This window comes from Simplicispira metamorpha (assembly GCF_004341365.1).
GTDB classification, from domain to species: domain Bacteria; phylum Pseudomonadota; class Gammaproteobacteria; order Burkholderiales; family Burkholderiaceae_C; genus Simplicispira; species Simplicispira metamorpha.
In genome coordinates, this window is sequence record NZ_SLXH01000014.1 from 41353 (window position 1) to 57835 (window position 16483).

The window sequence follows — 16483 nt, forward strand, 5'->3', positions numbered from 1 at the left end:
GGAAGACCATGGAATTCTTCCGTATCAAAAAAGACATCCCTTTCATGAAGCACGCGTTGGTGTTCAACGCGATCTCTTTCATTACCTTTGCGCTGGCGGTGTTCTTCCTGTTTTCGCGCGGCTTGCACCTGTCGGTGGAATTTACCGGCGGTACGGTGATGGAGGTGGCCTACAGCCAGCCCGCCGAGCTGGCCAAGGTGCGCGAGACAGTCTCCAAGCTGGGCTACCCCGATGTGCAGGTGCAAAACTTTGGCACTGCGCGCGATGTGATGATCCGCCTGCCAGTGCAAAAGGGCGTGACCTCGGCCCAGCAAAGCGAACAGGTGTTGGGTGCCCTCAAGGCGGCTGACCCGGAGGTGACGCTGCGCCGCACCGAGTTTGTGGGCCCGCAGGTCGGCGAGGAACTGCTGTACGGTGGCTTGATGGCACTGGGCATGGTGGTGCTGGGCATCGTCATTTACCTGGCCTTCCGCTTTGAATGGAAGTTTGGCGTGGCGGCCATCATTGCCAACCTGCATGACGTGGTGATCATCCTGGGATTTTTTGCCTTCTTCCAGTGGGAGTTTTCGCTCTCGGTGCTGGCGGCGGTACTGGCAGTGCTGGGCTATTCGGTCAACGAGTCGGTGGTGATTTTTGACCGGATCCGCGAGGCTTTCCGGCGCTACCGCAAGATGAACACGCACGAGGTGATTGACCACGCCATCACCAGCACCATGAGCCGCACCATCATTACCCATGCCTCCACCGAGGCCATGGTGCTGGCCATGTTCTTCTTTGGTGGCCCCAGCCTGCATTACTTTGCGCTGGCGCTTACGGTCGGTATCCTGTTCGGGATTTACTCTTCGGTGTTTGTGGCTGCTGCCATTGCGATGTGGTTGGGCGTCAAACGTGAAGATCTGGTCAAGACGGTGCGCCAAGACGGCGATCCCAACGATCCCAACGCAGGCGCCACGGTCTGACCTGGAAGGCATTCTTTTGCACTAGCACTGGGCCGCCATGCACAACCCCGTCACGCCCCGCACGCAGCAGAGTCTGGCGCACCAGGTGCGTCAGCAATTCGTAGCAGCCCTGAGCGCGAGCCTGGCAGACATCGATAAAGCGGTGCTGGAGTTTCTGACTGCGCTCATGGGCCAGACGGGCACGCAGCGCGAGATGCAAAGCCGGCGTGATGCCTGGCAGCTGTATGGCCAGCACCGGGCGGAGTGGGTCAGTGCCACCCAGCGCGCCTTGCAGCAAGCGCTGGGCCCGCAAGCCAGTGCCTCGCGTTCAGCCTCTTTGTCCGGTGCCAGCCTGGAGCTGCTCAGTGACGATGTGGTGGAGAACAAGATCGTTGCCTCGCGCATGGCTCTCACCGTTCTGGAGGCTGTCAGCACCCACTTTGATGCGCTGCGCCTGCGCGTGCAAAGGCTGGAAGGGCAGGAGCTGGGCCGCAACGATATCTTGCGGCCCGAAACCCTCAGTCTGTTGTTGGTCGAGCGGTGGGTGGAGGTGGGCTTGCCGCGTGCCAATTTGCAAACGGTCATCGACCCGTTGCAGCGCGCACTCGCGGAGCGCGTGCAAGCGGCCTACCAAGCCTGTAACGATTTTCTGGGCGGGCAGGGCGTTGCGCCCCAGGATGTGCGTTTGCGCGTCAGCCGACCCGCTGGGGGCGCCACAGGCGCGGGAACGGTATCGGGCAGTCTGGTTTCGCAGGCGCTGGAGCAGTCCCAGGGAGCGCTGTCTGCCGCCCGTGGTCTGGGGACTGAGTCTGCGCTGGGCCCGGTCAGCGTTGATGCGGCCCCAGCGGCGCGGCCTGCAACGGGCATGGCACCGTTGCCTGCCCTGACTCCCTTGGCCCGCGCACGCCAGCGTGCCTATGGTGTCATGGGGCAGTTGCGCCGTTTGATGGCGCAGCCTGCGCTGGTTGGCGTCGGTGGCCTCAGTGCCATTGGCGGTCTGGGCGCCATGGGGACAGGGCTGGTGCCGGTGTCTTCGGCTACCGGCATGGGGGCCATGGGGGCATCGGGTACCAGCGCAGTGCAGGCGCCGCCTGCCTCTGCGGCATTGGCGCATGCGCTGGCCGAGCAGCGTGTTCAGGCCGAGACCTACTACAGCACGGTGGGCGCGCTGGTGCAGGATGTCAGCCCCGCTGCCGTCGTGCAACTGGTGGGTGCGGTGCGCGACCGCTCAGCGGAGCTGAAAAAGAAGGCTGGTACCGACAGCGAAAAAGCCATCATTGAAGTGGTGGCGCTCATGTTCCAGAGCATTCTTTCTGAAGATCGTATTCCACCGGTAGTGCGGGTCTGGTTTGCCCGTTTGCAGGTGCCTGTTTTGCGCGTGGCACTGGCTGAACCGGAATTTTTCAGCAACCTCAACCACCCGGCGCGCCAACTGATTGACCGCATGGGCGCTTGCGTGATGGGTTTTGATGCCACCTCGATTGGTGGCAGTGCGCTGGAGGCTGAAATTCGCCGCGTGGTGCAGGTAATTGAGCAATACCCCGAGACTGGGCGCCGGGTTTTTCAGCTGGTTCACGACGAATTTGAGAAGTTCCTGGCCCAGTTCCTGACGCAAAAACAGTCCACCTCGCGGGTGGTCAGTGTGGCGCAGCAGGTCGAGCAAAAAGAGACCTTGGCCATTCAGTACACCATCGAGTTGCGCACCATGCTCAAAGACATGCCGGTGCGCGACGAGATCCGCGACTTCCTGTTCAAGACCTGGGCCGAGGTACTGGCGCTGTCTGCGGTGCGCGAAGGTGCGCAGCATGCTGACACCCTGGCGTTCAAGCAAACGGCAGCCGATCTGGTGTGGGCCGCCAGTGCCAAGCCCCACCGCAGCGACCGTGCGCAGGTGATCCAGAGCCTGCCAGGCTTGCTACAGCGCTTGCGCCAGGGGTTGAACCTGCTGGGCGTGCAGGGGGCCGCGCAAGACGTACAAGTCAAGGCACTGACCGACACTCTGGCGGAGGCGTTCTTGTCCAAGACAGCGGCCATTCCACGTGAGCATATCGATGCCATGGCACGGCGCTTGGCCAATCTGGAAGATTTCATCGACGATGCCGTGCTGGGTGATTTGCCCCTGGATGCCGAATCCATCGAAATGATGCTGGGCATTGATGCCTCGGCCATCCATGTCGTGGCAGACAACGGTACGCCGGTCGAGGAGGCCATGCTGGACTGGGCCCGTGAGTTGCAGCCCGGCACCTGGTTCACTCTGGACCACAACGGTGCCCGTGCCCAGGTGCAGTACGTCTGGCAAAGCCAGCGTAAACAGCTGCATTTGTTTGCCGCAGTCGATGGCAGCAGCTACCTGATCCAGCTGCGCCGTCTGGCGGCGTATTTGCAGGCAGGCTTGATCATGGCGCAGGAAGAAGAAGGCCTCACGGTGCGCGCTGCGCGCGATGCCTTGGCAAAAATCGATGCCAACCCGGAGCGCTTGCTGAACTGACCCCGCTCAGGCCTGGGCTGTGCGCTGGAACAGGCCGCCGGGCAGGCGTGCCACCACACCGTCCAGTTCCAGCTCCAGCAATTGCACCAGCAAGGTGGCTGTATCCAGCCCGGTGCGCGCTACCAGCGTGTCCAGTCCGACCGGATCAAAGCCCAGTGCCGTCAGCAAGGGCGATTCGCAGGCAGCGGTGCTCTCGATGGTGACGCTGTTATCTGTACCGACATCGGTGCCGGGTTTTGCGTCTGTGCGGGAGCCGGGGGCTGCGGGCAGATGCAACTCTTCCAGTACATCCTGGGCAGATTCGACCAGTTTGGCGCCCTGCCGTATCAGTGCATGGCAGCCGCGCGATTGGGGTGCGTGGATGGAGCCCGGAATGGCAAATACTTCGCGACCTTGCTCTGCCGCCATGCGGGCGGTGATCAGCGAGCCCGAAGCCGGTGCGGCCTCTACCACCAGCGTGCCCTGCGACAAGCCGGAAATGATGCGGTTGCGTTTGGGGAAGTTGGCGGCCAGGGGCGGTGTGCCCAGCGGGTATTCGCTCATCAACAGGCCGTGGGCGGCAATCCGGTGTGCCAGCTCCCGGTGGCGACTGGGGTAGACGCGATCCAGGCCTGTTCCCACCACGGCAATGGTGGCGGGCGTGGCGCTGTTTCCGGTGGCGTCGGCCAGCGCGCCTTCATGGGCTGCGGCATCTACGCCCAAAGCCAGGCCGGACACAATCGTCAGTCCGCTGGCGCGCAAGGCCTGGGCAAAGGCTTTGGCGTTGGTTTGCCCCTGGGCTGTCGGGTTGCGGCTGCCCACGATGGCAATGCAGTGCGCTGCACTGAGTGCGGGGGCGTTGGGGTTGAGAAAGCGCTCTGGCCCCAGCAGGTACAGCAACAGGGGCGGGTCGGCCGTATCGAGCAGGGCGCTTGGGTACAGCGGGTGGCCCAGCGGCGCAATGGCGCGCACAGGGCCGCCGGGCGATGTGCCGTGCAGCCAATGCCAGGTGGTATCGAGCTGTTCTTGCAGGGTGGGCGGAATGCTGTGCAGCGCTTTGCATTGCGCCGCACTGGCGCAGTTTTCCAGTGCGGCACGCGGCTGCGTGAAGATGTGTTGCGGCAGTCCGAAGGCTGCCAGCAGGCGGCGTGCGGTGGCATTGCCAACGCCAGGCGTCAGGATCAGTCGCAGCCAGGCAGTGAGTTCATCGCGTTCCATGGACGCTGGCACCACCGGGGTTCAGCGGGGGGTGATGAGTCGGTCGCCCACGCGCACGGTGGTGCGCACATCCAGGATCAGTGCGTACGAGATGCGGTCGAAGGTGCGAAACACCATGGCCATGCCGTTGCTTTCACTGGGCAGCTTGATCATGTCCCGGGCATCGGCTGTGGTGTCTTTGATGCGGTCGCCCTGGGTCATGAGGTTGAGCACATGGCCGCTTTGTATGCCATCGTCTTCTCCCATGTTGATGGCAATGACCTGGTTTTGTGCCGCATTGGCAAAAGCGGAGCCGTAGATCGAGACTACCCGGGCCTCTACATCGCCTTCGGGGGCGTGCGGGGTGTAGCTGATAAAGGTGCGTTCGGGCGCAGGCAGCAGCCGGTCGCCCGCGCGGATTTCTTCGCGTGTGGCGGTGATGTCCACCGTGGCCGGGACATGGTCTGCCGTGCTGCCGCCTTTGCCGTCAGGCGTTACGGCAACCGATTCACCATGCACCAATTCTGCTTTGCCCAGGTACTGTGCTTCGTAGCCCAGGATTTCGCCCGTGCCGGGGTCTTTCAAGGGCACGGCATCGCGAAACACCCGGTATTGGCGCGGCTCGCCCGGTTCAGCGCGCAAGGGGTTGGATGCATCGCTGCGGGCGTAGGCGCGGTCGCCAGCGCTCATCAGCACGCGGTCTTCGGTGGTGGCGACGATGCGCGGTGCGCGCAGCAGGGTCTGCTCGTCCACCACCATGGGTTCGACCAGGAAGGGCTCAATCAGGTGGGGTTTGAGGGTGGGCAGTGCGCTGTTGGCCAGGCTGTCGCTGCGGGTGCGCGGGGAAACGCGCACGGTGGCGGGCTCGCTGTTGTCGTTGGGGCGGGTGCGCAGGCGGGCATAGCCGCCTTGCTTGTCCAGGTACAGCGTCTGGCCGGGGAAGATGAGGTGGGGGTTGGCAATGTCTTGCAGGTTCATGCCCCACAGCTCGGGCCAGCGCCAGGGACGCAGCAGGTAAATGCCCGAGATTCCCCACAGCGTATCGCCGCGCTTGACCACATAGGTGTCGGGGGCGTTGGGAGCCAGCTCTGCCAGCGGCACGCCCTGTTGTGCTACTTGCTGGGCCGTTGCGCGTTGGCTGCCGGTGACCGGAGCGTTTTGGGCTTGTGCCGACATACACAGCAGGGCGGTGGTTACGGCCGTGAGGGCGCCCAGTGCCGTGCGCCGCAGGCGGTGGAGGGCTGTGTTGTTGGTTTGGTCGTCATGCATCGCTAATGCGCTCCCTCGCTGGCACCGCCTTGCGCCCGAGCGGGGGAAGAAGCGGCAGAAATACGTTACACATCGGCCGAGATTCTCAGTCCAAGCCCTTGATTGGGCAACGATTATTGGCCGAGCCTGTGCCGTGGTGCAGCAAAAGTGGCGAAAATGACGAAATATTCTCCCCTGATGCAATGGCCATTCTCCCCATTCTTTGTTATCCCGATGCCCGTTTGCACACCGTGGCGCGCCCGGTCGCTGTGGTGGATGCGCGCGTGCGCCAGTTGGTGGCCGACATGCTCGACACCATGTACGACGCCCACGGCATCGGTCTGGCCGCCACGCAGATTGATGTCCACGAACGTGTGGTGGTGATCGACGTTTCTGAAGAGCGCGACCAGCCCCAGGTGCTGATCAACCCCGAGATCGTCTGGGCCAGCCCGGAAACCGTGGTCGGCGACGAGGGATGCCTGTCGGTGCCGGGCATTTACGACGGAGTGCAGCGTGCAGTGGCCGTCCATGTGCGTGCGCTGGACGCCGAGGGTACTTCGCGCGTGATCGAAGCCGAGGGGCTGCTGGCGGTGTGTGTGCAGCACGAGCTGGACCACCTGCTGGGCAAGGTGTTTGTCGAATACCTCTCGCCCCTCAAGCGCAACCGCGTCAAGTCCAAGATGCTCAAGCGCCAGCGCGAGGCGCGCGAATGACGGCGCGGTGGCCAGCGCGCCGTACCGGCGCTGTGGTTGCGCTGTTGGCTGCGGCGTCGGTGCTGGCCGCTTGTGCAATGCCCGGTGGCGGCGTTGCCCCCGGCATGTCGCAAGACGATGTGGCGGTGCGTTGGGGTGAGCCGCGTGCCGCCTACGACCTGCCCGGCGGCAAGCGGCTGTTCTACAGCACCCAGCGCGACGGCTCGCAGTTGCAGGCGCTGGACTTTGACGCCAATGGCCGCCTGCTGCGCGTGGAGTCCGTGCACACGGCGCAGCACCTGGCGGCGGTTGCCCAAGGTGGCCAGCGCGCTGCCGATGTGCTGCGCGCCCTGGGCCCGCCCGCCAAGCAAACCACCCAGACCAGCGGCGCAGACCCATCGGGCAAGACCGCCGTCTGGGTTTACCGCTTCCGGGAGTTTGACCGCTACCGGTTGGCCCACATTCATTTCGATGCGGCGGGCATCGCCCACGAGGTGGTCTTTACCGACGACCCTGCTGCTGGCGACCACTACCGCTGATGTTTCGCGTTTCTTTTTTCTGCCTGTGTGCAGCCCTTGCATGAGAGTCGTTTTTGCCGGCACCCCGGAATTTGCCCGCATGGCCTTGCAGCGCCTGATCAATGCCGGGTTCACCGTGCCCCTGGTGCTGACCCAGCCCGACCGCCCAGCGGGCCGGGGCATGAAATTGCAGGCATCGCCGGTCAAACAATGCGCTCTGGAGCACGGCATCCCCGTGGCGCAGCCACGCAGCCTGCGCCTGGATGGCAAATACCCGCAAGACGCCGCTGAGGCGCGCGCCGCCCTGGAGGCCGCACAGGCCGATGTGATGGTAGTGGCCGCTTACGGCCTGATCCTGCCAACCTGGACGCTGGAGTTGCCCCCCCACGGTTGCCTGAACATCCACGCCAGCCTGCTGCCGCGCTGGCGCGGCGCCGCGCCCATCCACCGCGCCATCGAGGCGGGCGATGCCGAAACCGGCGTCACCATCATGCAGATGGACGCGGGCCTGGACACCGGCGACATGCTGCTCATGGAGCGCCTGGCCATCGCCCCCACCGACACTACCGCGCTGTTGCACGACCGCCTGGCGGCGCTGGGTGCCGATCTGATCGTGCGCGCCCTGGAGCAAGTCGCCAGCGGCCAGCTGCACGCCACGCCCCAGCCCGCGCAGGGTGTGACCTACGCGCACAAGATCGAAAAGGCCGAGAGCGCTGTGGATTGGTCTTTGCCCGCGACGGTGATTGGCCAACGTATCCGTGCTTTTGATCCGTTTCCGGGGGCTTCCACCGTGCTGGGTGGTGAGGTCATCAAGCTGTGGTGCTGTGAAATTGATAGCTGCTCGCGCCCATCTGGCGCGGCTTCAGGCCAAATTTTGTCTGTAGATTCTGCGGGCGTCACGGTGGCCTGTGGTGATGGCGCACTGCGCCTGACCACGTTGCAGCGCGCCGGTGGCAAGCGCCTGGCCGCCGCTGATTTTCTGCGTGGCTTTGCGCTGGAGCCAGGCATGGTGCTGGGGGCTGGCCCCGAGGCGGATGCCCACCACTAGCGCCTGGGTACAGGCCTGGCAGGCCCTGCGCGCCACCGTGGTTCACCCGGCGTACCGCCGGGGCGTGGCCGACATGGGCAGCGCAGCTGTCGGTGTGGGGGCTTGGGGCCTGGTCACGGGGGTGGCCATGGTCAAGAGCGGCATGTCCGTGCCCCTGGCCATCATCATGTCGTTGCTGGTGTATGCGGGCAGTGCCCAGCTGGCGGTGATGCCGCTGCTGGCCGTGGGCGCACCGCTGTGGGTGGTCTGGCTGACGGCAGCGTGTGTGAACCTGCGCTTCGTCATTTTCAGCAGCCTGTGGCGCAGCTATTTTCAGCACCTGCCACTGCGCCAGCGTCTGGCCATCGGCTATTTCAGTGGCGACGTGATTTTTGTGGCCTTCATGAAGCGCTACCCGCAGCCCCAGGTGCAGGCCGAGCAGGTGCCCTACTTCTGGGGCGCTGCATCCACCAACTGGATAGCCTGGCAGGTGCCATCGATTGCTGGCATTTTGCTGGCCAACGTGGTGCCGTTGTCGTGGGGGCTGGGATTCGCCGGGGTGCTGGCGCTGCTGGGCATCTTGCTGTCCATGCTGTTTGACCGTGCGACCTGGCTGGCTGCCGGAGTGGCGGCCACGGCAGCCATTGCCGCATTTGCACTGCCACTCAAACTCAACATTCTGGTGGCCATTGCCGCCGCTGTGGCCGTGGGCCTGGGCATGGAGGCGCTGGAGCGCAGCCGCACCCCTTTGCCGCCGCCCGCCAAAGTGCCCCAGCCCGAGGAGCCGCAGTGATGGATGCCTCCTGGATCGAGTCTGCATTGGTGGTTCTGGGTCTGGCGGCCATCACGGTGCTGACGCGCTCTTTTTTCATGATCCCGGAGCGCGAGATGCCCCTGCCCGGCTGGCTCAAGCGCGGCCTGAAATACGCACCGCTGGCCGCCCTGACGGCAGTGATTGCCCCCGAGATTGTCATGAGCCATGGGCAGCTGATTACTACGTGGTGGGATGCCCGCCTGCCCGCCGTGCTGTGCGCTGCGCTGTACTACTTTTGGCGCCGCGGCATCCTGGGCACGATTGCCGTGGGCATGGCGGTGTACCTGCCGCTGCACATCGTCGGGGGCTGGTAACGGCTGCGCTGGCGGCGGTCGTGGCGCCGGGTAGGGCGCGCCTACAATGTGGCCCGCTTCCAACAGCCCGTTTGCAGACATTGCCGCCATGAAAATCCTTCGCTTCTCTGACCTGTGTGCCCAAGGCCAAGCCCGTGGCCAACGCGTGTTTATCCGTGCCGACCTGAACGTGCCGCAAGACGATGCCGGCCGCATCACCGAAGACACGCGCATCCGCGCCTCTATCCCTTGCATTCAGCTGGCGCTGGATGCGGGCGCTGCCGTGATGGTCACCAGCCATCTGGGTCGTCCCACTGAGGGCGAATTCAAGCCAGAAGACTCGCTGGCGCCCGTGGCTGCACGCTTGTCGGAATTGCTGGGCCGTGACGTGCCACTGGTCGCTGACTGGGTGGACGGCGTGCAGGTGCAACCCGGCCAGGTGGTACTGCTGGAAAACTGCCGCCTCAACGTGGGCGAGAAAAAGAACAAAGAAGACCTGGCACGCAAGCTGGCCGCGCTGTGCGACATCTTCGTCAACGATGCCTTTGGCACCGCCCACCGCGCTGAATGCACCACCTACGGCATCGCCCAGTTTGCCCCCGTCGCTTGCGCTGGCCCGCTGCTGTCGGCCGAGATTGACGCCCTGACCAAAGCACTGGCACAGCCCCAGCGCCCGCTGGCCGCCATCGTGGCTGGCAGCAAGGTCAGCACCAAACTGACGATTTTGCAAAGCCTGGCCGATAAGGTCGATCAACTTATCGTAGGCGGCGGCATTGCCAACACCTTCATGCTGGCGGCTGGTTTGCCCATCGGTAAAAGCCTGGCCGAGCCCGCCTTGCTGGCCGAGGCCCGTGCCGTGATGGACGCCATGAAGGCGCGTGGCGCCGAGGTGCCGATTCCCACCGACGTGGTGGTGGCCAAGACCTTTGCGGCCGACGCGCCCGCCACCGTCAAGGCCGCTGCCGACGTGGCCGATGATGATCTGATCCTCGATATCGGGCCTGAAACGGCCCAGAAACTCGCAGACCAGCTCAAGGCTGCAGGCACCATCGTCTGGAACGGCCCGGTAGGTGTGTTCGAGTTTGCCGCGTTTGAGAACGGCACCCGCACGATTGCCCAGGCCATTGCCGCATCACAGGCTTTCAGTATTGCGGGCGGTGGCGACACATTGGCGGCCATCGCCAAATACGGAATTGAAAAGCAGGTGGGTTATATCTCCACCGGCGGGGGCGCATTTCTGGAAGTGCTGGAAGGCAAAACATTGCCTGCGTTTGAAATTCTGCAAAAACGCGCTACAGAGGTTGCTGCATCCTGAGCATTGCCCGCAATGTGACAAAAACAACAAGAAGCATGCATTCGTGCATATTTGAACTACCTTTTTCTTGTTTTTGTCGTGGTTAACGACCAGAATTATTTTTGAATCGGACGGGTGCTGTTTCTCAAATCCCGCCGTCCCAATATGGAGGAGGGAAATCATGGTGTTTGCAAAAGCAATCGGTGCCGCCTTGTTGGCAGGTGCTGTGGCTGTTTTGACGGGGTGCGCTGCTAAATCGCCAATCCCCCTCGCAGAGAATTTTGAGCTGACGGTTCAGCCCAAGGTGCGCTCTGCTGGCCATTGGGAACTGCTTTCGCGCGATGTGGTAGCCCAGACGCTGGGTTCACTTGACAAGGCCGGTATGCCCCCAGGCACACCCTTGCATGTGGCATTGCCTGTCAGCCCCAGTTCTTTCGACCTGGCGTTCCGTGAGTTTCTGATCACCCAGCTGGTGCAAAGCGGCGCCTCCGTGCAGCAAGCCCCGGGCCAGGCGCTGGATGTGACCTATCACACCCAGTTGGTGCGCCATAACAGCGATCGCCCCCATTTCGTTCCTGGTCAGTACACCATGATTGCTGCAGGCCTCATGGCCGCTTACGGGCTGCGCCACGAGCACCTCGATGCCCAACTCCTGGGTGTACTGGGTTTGTCTGCGGCTGCCGACTATGGAGCCAGCATTAATTCTGGTGGGCCTACCAATACCGAAATGATTTTGACCACCACGGTCAGCCGGGGTGGGCAATACCTGGTGCGTAAAACCGATGTGTATTACCTTGAAAATGCGGACACGCCTTTGTTCTTGCGTCCCTCCTACAGAAACGTCAACATGAAGGTGGTCTCGCAATGAAATCCTTTGCCCTTCTGGCGGCGCTGACCGCTACCGTGTTGGCAGGCTGTGCCAACAATGCAGCGCCGGTGCGCGTGGAGCCTACCTACCAGGAAGCTGCCGCCAGTCCGTTCCTGCAAAGCAGCCGTGAGGCCATTGCCCGCTTGACCGATGGCTTTGACATGAGCGCCTTGGGTGGCGGCCCGGTGCTGGTCGCTACAGTGGTCAACGTCAATGATCTGAGCCGTTCTGCGCCGCTGGGCCGCACTTTGTCCGAGCAATACGCTTCGCACATGGCAGCTGCCGGTTTCAACGTGAAAGAAATCAAGCTGCGTGGCGATGTGTTCGTCAAAGAAGGCGCGGGCGAGTTGCTGCTCTCGCGTGAAATCAAGGACATCGCTCGCAGCCACAATGCCTCCATGGTGCTGGTGGGTACCTACTCGGCCGCCGCCAGCTTCACGTATGTGAGCCTCAAGCTCGTGCGCACCGAAGACAGCCGCATCGTGCGTGGCCACGACTACGCTTTGCCCAACGACAGGGATGTGCAACGCCTGTTGCAGGTGCCGCGCTGACGCTTTTTCTGGCCCGGTGGGCGCCAGATACCAACCCAGGCCATCCATCGTGATGGCCTTTTTTACGGGTGTTTCGGGCGCGTCCGGGGTGTTCGGCCCATGCCCGCCTTCACTTGTTGTGTAGGTCGTCGGTGTGTAACTGATTTCGTGTGAAAATTGAAATTCAATTACATACGAGGTTTTTCATGACGTTACGCCGCGCTACCAAAATCGTTGCCACCTTGGGCCCCGCTTCCAGCGACCCGGTCTTGCTGGAGCAGATGATTGCAGCGGGAGTCAACGTCGTGCGCCTCAATTTCAGCCACGGCAGTGCGCAAGACCATATCGACCGCGCTGCGGCGGTGCGTGAGGCTGCGCAGCGCGCGGGCCGCGAGGTAGCCATCATGGCCGACCTGCAAGGGCCCAAAATCCGCGTCGGCAAATTTGCCCAGGGCAAGGTGCAACTGGAGCCCGGTGCGCCCTTTGTGCTGGATGCGTCGCGCACCGAGCCCGGCGACCTGGGTGGTGTCGGCCTGGACTACAAAGAACTGCCGCGCGATGTGAAGCCTGGCGATTTGCTGCTGCTCAATGACGGACTGATTGTGCTCACGGTCAATGCCGTGCGCGGCGAGCAGGTACATACCACCGTCAAACTCGGCGGTGAGTTGTCCAACAACAAGGGCATCAACAAGCAGGGTGGCGGACTGACGGCCCCCGCGCTGACGGCCAAGGACATGGAAGACATCAAAACAGCCATGTCTTTTCAGGCCGACTATGTGGCAGTGAGTTTTCCCAAAAATGCCACCGATATGGAAATGGCGCGCCAACTGTGCAATGTGGCCGCAGCCCCATACCGCCACAAACCGGGCCTGATAGCCAAGATTGAGCGTGCCGAGGCCATTCCCCGCCTGGAAGAAATTTTGCGTGCCAGCGACGGCATCATGGTGGCGCGCGGCGATCTGGCCGTAGAAGTGGGCAACGCAGTGGTGCCTGCGCTGCAAAAGAAAATGATCCGCATGGCGCGTGACATGGACAAGGTGGTCATCACTGCCACGCAAATGATGGAGAGCATGATCACCAATCCCGTGCCCACGCGCGCCGAGGTGAGCGATGTGGCCAATGCGGTGCTGGATGGCACCGATGCCGTCATGCTCAGCGCCGAGACAGCCGCCGGCAAGTTTCCGCTCGAAACCGTGCAGGAGATGGCCAAAATCTGCTCTGCTGCCGAAGCAGCAGAAGACGTGCAATTGGACGCTGATTTTTCCGGTCGCACCTTCTCCAGCATTGACCAATCGATTGCCATGGGCGCGCTATTTACCGCCCATCACCTGGGCGCCAAAGCCATTGTGGCCATGACCGACAGTGGCTCGACAGCGCTGTGGATGAGCCGGCACCGCATCCACATCCCTATTTATGCGCTGACCCCCAAAGTGGCCACACAACGCCGCATGGCACTGTTTCGCAATGTGCGTCCCCTGTTGATGGACACCAGTGCGGATAGGGATACGGCCTTGGAGCAGGCAGAGCGCCATCTCAAAGACCGGGGCATTGTCCAGGCGGGAGATGTGTATGCCATCACTTGCGGCGAGCCGATGGGGGCGCCTGGCGGCACCAACATGCTGAAAATCTGCCGCGCTATTTGACCCGCTGCTGCTTGACGGGTTCCTCGCCTTGGGCTGGTGGCGTGCTGTCTGCCCAAGAGGCCGTGCGAGGTAACTTGCGGGCAGCCACATCCGTCAGCCAGGCCGTGCTCCAGCACAGCCAACCCGTCCACAGGGTATGGCTCAGGAAATGCGCACCACGTGCCTGCTGCGCCATGCCCAGCAGCAGGCCTGCCGCTACCGCACAAGCCAGCCAGATGCGGGCGGCGCGTGGTTGTTGCCGCCGCAGCGCAAAAAAACCGCCGACAAAGGCAAACCCTGCCGAAGCATGACCGGCCGGAAAGCACCTGCCAACGCCACCATCTGCTGCGCCCCAAGTCCAGTGCGATACATACCGTGCCACCCCGCCAAACTCAGCCAAATCCCAAGGGCAACTGGTCGTGCTGGCGTATTTCAAGACATTGATCACTGCGACGCCCAGCAAAGCGGTGATGGCCAGCTGCAGGCGATCGGCACTGCTGATCTGGCGCAGTACGCCAAAAGGCCACCAGACTGCGATGGTCAGTACCAGCATCACGCCCCAGGCTGCGCGGCGTGCCCCCTCGTGCAGTACGCTGACCAAGAACCATTGTTCTCGCAGGGGAAAGCCCGTCGCTGTACCGAATACACGGGCCAGTGCGCGATCCTGGGCCAAGGCATCCCAGGCCAGTACACCCAGCAAGGAAACCAGCGTCCAGGCGAGCGCGGCAAACGGTGGATGGGTTGGCGCAGGCGCCGCAGCAGACAAAGACATGCTTCGCACCATAGTGTGCGCCACTTAACAGCGCCTTAATGTCTGGCGACAATGGCGCCATGCGAATCCTTGTGGTGGAAGATGACAACGGTATTGCCGAGGGCCTGCGAACCAACCTGCGCCAGCGCGGCTACGCCGTCGATGTGTGCGATGGTGTAGCGAGTGCCTGGAGTGCATTGCGCACAGAACCATTCGATGCGGTGCTGTTGGATTTGGGGCTCCCCGATGGCGACGGTAGTGAACTGCTGCAGCGCCTGCGCGGCAACACCCGCGCAGAGCCCGGTCTGGCAGGCGCTGGATTGCCAGACCCCGCCACCCCCGTGCTCATCATGACGGCACGCGATCAAGTGAGCCAGCGCATCGCAGGCCTGAACCTGGGGGCTGACGATTATTTGGCCAAGCCCTTTGATGTGGATGAGCTGGAGGCGCGGCTGCGTGCGTTGCTGCGCCGCGCCGCAGGGCGAGCGCAGCCATTGATTCGCCAGGGCGACATCGAGCTCGATCCCGCAGTCCGTACCGTGCGATTGCGCGGCCAGTTGGTGGATGTGTCGCCGCGCGAGTTTGCCGTGTTGCTGGTGTTGCTGGAGTCCCGAGGGCGGGTGCTTTCACGCAGACAGCTGGAAGAGCGGCTGTACAACTGGCAATCGGCGGTGGACAGCAATGCGGTAGAGGTGCATATCCACCATTTGCGGCGCAAGCTGGGCAGCCATTGCATTCAAACCATGCGGGGGGTCGGTTACTTCATTCCCCGGGACGATGCGTGATGGTTGCCCAAGTGCCTGCGGGCAGTCAATCGCTCACACGCCGTCTGTTGCTCTGGAGCCTGGGGGCTTTGGTACTGGTCTGGGGCTGCTTTGTCGGGCTGGCTTATCGCACCGGGGTGCATGAGGCCGATGAGTTGACGGATGGGCAGCTTGCAAGTGCGGCAGCCTTGTTGCTGAATCTGGGCGTACATACCCGGACACAGTCCATTCCGGAAAGCGCTGGTGTTGCACTGCCGTGGGCCAAAAGCCATGACTACCAGCACGCTTTGAGCGTGGTGCAGTGGGATGCACAGCAACGGGTGATTTTGCGCGTGGGCGATGCCCCATTGCCTGCGTTCCATGTGGCCGAAGGCTACGCCAATCTGTACCTGGGGCCGGATGCACAACCGTGGCGCAGCTTCTCCAAATGGGATGTGGCGCATGGGCACAAGGTCATGGTGCTGCTGAGTCTGCAAGAGCGTGACCAGCTGGCCCATGACATTGCCGGACAAATGATAGAGCCCGGGATGTGGCTTTTGCCCGTGGTTTTTCTGGCCTTGGGTTTGGCCATTGCCCGGGGGCTGCGACCCTTGCATGAACTCTCGCAAGAAGTCGAGCAACTGGATGTGCAGGGCGCGCAGCGCCTGGAGCGCCAGCACCCCTGGCGGGAGTTTGATGCGGTGGTACGGTCTGTAAACACCTTGTTGGCACGCCAGCAAGAGGCGCTGGCAAGGGAGCGCGAGTTGGCCAACGAGGTCGCCCACGAACTGCGCACACCGCTCGCGTCCATGGTCTTGCAGGCACAGGCTTTAGGCGGCAGTGGCCTGCTTTCTGCCGATCAGGTGGCGGCATTGGCACGCATACGCACCGACGCACTGCGCGCTGGCCATGTGCTGGATCAATTGCTGGCGCTGGCGCGCACCAGCCGCGGCCAATGGCATGGGGCTGCCAGTCCGGTGGACGTGGCGCAGCTGGTGCGTACCGTGGTAGCCGATTACGCACAGGCCGCTTGGGAAAAAAAGGACACCTTGTCAGTGGACGGGCCCGCCACGCTCATGCTGTCCGGGCACCCTGTGCTGTTGGAGATGGGACTGCGCAACCTGATTGAAAACGCCCTGCGGCACACCCCTTGCGGCACCTGTATTGAAGTGCAGTGCGGTGGGGCGGTGGACGTGACCACGCCGTCTTCTACAGCCCCCGGCGGGCCTTGGCTGCAAGTCTGTGATGATGGCGCTCGCGCTCTGGGCCCTGCGGCGTCAACACCTGCGTCACCTGCCGACAGTCTGCACCTGGGCCACGAAATTGTGGCCCGGGTGGCGCAGGTGCATGGAGGACGATTTATGCCAGTGCCCGCAGCAGCCCCGTTTACCACCTGCTACCGGCTGGATTTTCCGGTATCGGCACTGGCGCAGGCCCGCTAAAATCAGCAGTTACCAAGCGGTTACAGCCGCTGCGCCCGG

The 16483-nt window shown here is 63.1% G+C and carries 16 protein-coding genes; 13 read left to right on the plus strand and 3 right to left on the minus strand.

Annotation, left to right across the window (positions count from 1 at the left end; translation table 11 throughout):
* The first annotated feature begins 8 nt into the window (after positions 1-8).
* Both secF and EV674_RS09030 read left to right on the plus strand, forming a co-directional pair.
* Positions 9-959, plus strand: a complete 951-nt coding sequence (secF, locus tag EV674_RS09025) for a protein translocase subunit SecF (protein ID WP_119013962.1) — start codon at positions 9-11, stop codon at positions 957-959.
* Positions 960-996: 37 nt separating this feature from the next.
* Positions 997-3426, plus strand: coding sequence for a DUF1631 family protein (locus EV674_RS09030; RefSeq protein ID WP_119013963.1), 2430 nt, complete (start codon positions 997-999; stop codon positions 3424-3426).
* A gap of 6 nt (positions 3427-3432) precedes the next feature.
* Here EV674_RS09030 and dprA read toward each other — a convergent pair whose 3' ends face one another.
* Together dprA and EV674_RS09040 are read right to left on the minus strand one after the other, a co-directional pair.
* Positions 3433-4623, minus strand: a complete 1191-nt coding sequence (dprA, locus tag EV674_RS09035) for a DNA-processing protein DprA (RefSeq protein WP_119013964.1) — start codon at positions 4621-4623, stop codon at positions 3433-3435.
* Between the two features lie 21 nt (positions 4624-4644).
* On the minus strand, positions 4645-5871 hold the full coding sequence (locus EV674_RS09040; RefSeq protein ID WP_119013965.1) for a LysM peptidoglycan-binding domain-containing protein: 1227 nt from the start codon (positions 5869-5871) through the stop codon (positions 4645-4647).
* A gap of 182 nt (positions 5872-6053) precedes the next feature.
* Here EV674_RS09040 and def point away from each other — a divergent pair, with 182 nt between their 5' ends.
* The 9 genes from def to pyk all read left to right on the plus strand — a co-directional run bounded on the left by def (position 6054) and on the right by pyk (position 13529).
* On the plus strand, positions 6054-6563 hold the full coding sequence (gene def / locus EV674_RS09045) for a peptide deformylase (protein ID WP_119013966.1): 510 nt from the start codon (positions 6054-6056) through the stop codon (positions 6561-6563).
* Complete coding sequence (locus EV674_RS09050) at positions 6560-7081, plus strand: hypothetical protein (RefSeq protein WP_119013967.1); 522 nt, start codon at positions 6560-6562, stop codon at positions 7079-7081. The genes def and EV674_RS09050 overlap by 4 nt, the downstream gene beginning before the upstream one ends.
* Before the next feature lie 40 nt (positions 7082-7121).
* Positions 7122-8108 (plus strand): methionyl-tRNA formyltransferase, encoded by a 987-nt coding sequence (fmt, locus tag EV674_RS09055; RefSeq protein WP_119013968.1) that lies wholly within the window; start codon positions 7122-7124, stop codon positions 8106-8108.
* Positions 8095-8880: an AzlC family ABC transporter permease gene (locus EV674_RS09060; RefSeq protein ID WP_119013969.1), complete on the plus strand. Its 786-nt coding sequence runs from the start codon at positions 8095-8097 to the stop codon at positions 8878-8880. Before fmt ends, EV674_RS09060 begins: the two co-directional genes overlap by 14 nt.
* The gene (locus EV674_RS09065) at positions 8880-9215 is read left to right on the plus strand and encodes an AzlD domain-containing protein (RefSeq protein ID WP_119013970.1); all 336 of its coding nucleotides are present in this window, start codon (positions 8880-8882) and stop codon (positions 9213-9215) included. Before EV674_RS09060 ends, EV674_RS09065 begins: the two co-directional genes overlap by 1 nt.
* 88 nt (positions 9216-9303) lie before the next feature.
* On the plus strand, positions 9304-10509 hold the full coding sequence (locus tag EV674_RS09070) for a phosphoglycerate kinase (RefSeq protein ID WP_119013992.1): 1206 nt from the start codon (positions 9304-9306) through the stop codon (positions 10507-10509).
* A gap of 160 nt (positions 10510-10669) precedes the next feature.
* Positions 10670-11356, plus strand: coding sequence for a hypothetical protein (locus EV674_RS09075; protein WP_119013971.1), 687 nt, complete (start codon positions 10670-10672; stop codon positions 11354-11356).
* Positions 11353-11907 (plus strand): FlgO family outer membrane protein, encoded by a 555-nt coding sequence (locus EV674_RS09080; RefSeq protein ID WP_119013972.1) that lies wholly within the window; start codon positions 11353-11355, stop codon positions 11905-11907. The genes EV674_RS09075 and EV674_RS09080 overlap by 4 nt, the downstream gene beginning before the upstream one ends.
* A 185-nt stretch (positions 11908-12092) precedes the next feature.
* Complete coding sequence (pyk, locus tag EV674_RS09085; protein WP_119013973.1) at positions 12093-13529, plus strand: pyruvate kinase; 1437 nt, start codon at positions 12093-12095, stop codon at positions 13527-13529.
* On the opposite strand, the gene EV674_RS09090 is transcribed toward pyk, so the two are convergent.
* On the minus strand, positions 13522-14280 hold the full coding sequence (locus EV674_RS09090) for a phosphatase PAP2 family protein (RefSeq protein ID WP_119013974.1): 759 nt from the start codon (positions 14278-14280) through the stop codon (positions 13522-13524). The genes pyk and EV674_RS09090 overlap by 8 nt on opposite strands.
* A gap of 59 nt (positions 14281-14339) precedes the next feature.
* Between EV674_RS09090 and EV674_RS09095 the strand changes: the two genes are divergently transcribed.
* A complete protein-coding gene (locus EV674_RS09095) occupies positions 14340-15044 on the plus strand; it encodes a response regulator (RefSeq protein ID WP_119013993.1) in 705 nt (234 codons plus the stop codon).
* Complete coding sequence (locus EV674_RS09100) at positions 15044-16444, plus strand: histidine kinase dimerization/phospho-acceptor domain-containing protein (RefSeq protein WP_119013975.1); 1401 nt, start codon at positions 15044-15046, stop codon at positions 16442-16444. Before EV674_RS09095 ends, EV674_RS09100 begins: the two co-directional genes overlap by 1 nt.
* Positions 16445-16483: the final 39 nt, after the last annotated feature.

Excerpts from the sequence above, each read along its gene's own strand:
- EV674_RS09095 (WP_119013993.1), top strand. The coding sequence starts at position 14,340 with ATGCGAATCCTTGTGGTGGAAGATGACAACGGTATTGCCGAGGGCCTG.
- EV674_RS09090 (WP_119013974.1), bottom strand. The coding sequence starts at position 14,280 with ATGTCTTTGTCTGCTGCGGCGCCTGCGCCAACCCATCCACCGTTTGCC.
- fmt (WP_119013968.1), top strand. The coding sequence starts at position 7,122 with ATGAGAGTCGTTTTTGCCGGCACCCCGGAATTTGCCCGCATGGCCTTG.
- EV674_RS09080 (WP_119013972.1), top strand. The coding sequence starts at position 11,353 with ATGAAATCCTTTGCCCTTCTGGCGGCGCTGACCGCTACCGTGTTGGCA.
- EV674_RS09070 (WP_119013992.1), top strand. The coding sequence starts at position 9,304 with ATGAAAATCCTTCGCTTCTCTGACCTGTGTGCCCAAGGCCAAGCCCGT.
- EV674_RS09040 (WP_119013965.1), bottom strand. The coding sequence starts at position 5,871 with ATGCATGACGACCAAACCAACAACACAGCCCTCCACCGCCTGCGGCGC.
- EV674_RS09100 (WP_119013975.1), top strand. The coding sequence starts at position 15,044 with ATGGTTGCCCAAGTGCCTGCGGGCAGTCAATCGCTCACACGCCGTCTG.
- EV674_RS09060 (WP_119013969.1), top strand. The coding sequence starts at position 8,095 with ATGCCCACCACTAGCGCCTGGGTACAGGCCTGGCAGGCCCTGCGCGCC.
- def (WP_119013966.1), top strand. The coding sequence starts at position 6,054 with ATGGCCATTCTCCCCATTCTTTGTTATCCCGATGCCCGTTTGCACACC.
- dprA (WP_119013964.1), bottom strand. The coding sequence starts at position 4,623 with ATGGAACGCGATGAACTCACTGCCTGGCTGCGACTGATCCTGACGCCT.
- EV674_RS09030 (WP_119013963.1), top strand. The coding sequence starts at position 997 with ATGCACAACCCCGTCACGCCCCGCACGCAGCAGAGTCTGGCGCACCAG.
- secF (WP_119013962.1), top strand. The coding sequence starts at position 9 with ATGGAATTCTTCCGTATCAAAAAAGACATCCCTTTCATGAAGCACGCG.
- EV674_RS09065 (WP_119013970.1), top strand. The coding sequence starts at position 8,880 with ATGGATGCCTCCTGGATCGAGTCTGCATTGGTGGTTCTGGGTCTGGCG.
- EV674_RS09075 (WP_119013971.1), top strand. The coding sequence starts at position 10,670 with ATGGTGTTTGCAAAAGCAATCGGTGCCGCCTTGTTGGCAGGTGCTGTG.
- EV674_RS09050 (WP_119013967.1), top strand. The coding sequence starts at position 6,560 with ATGACGGCGCGGTGGCCAGCGCGCCGTACCGGCGCTGTGGTTGCGCTG.
- pyk (WP_119013973.1), top strand. The coding sequence starts at position 12,093 with ATGACGTTACGCCGCGCTACCAAAATCGTTGCCACCTTGGGCCCCGCT.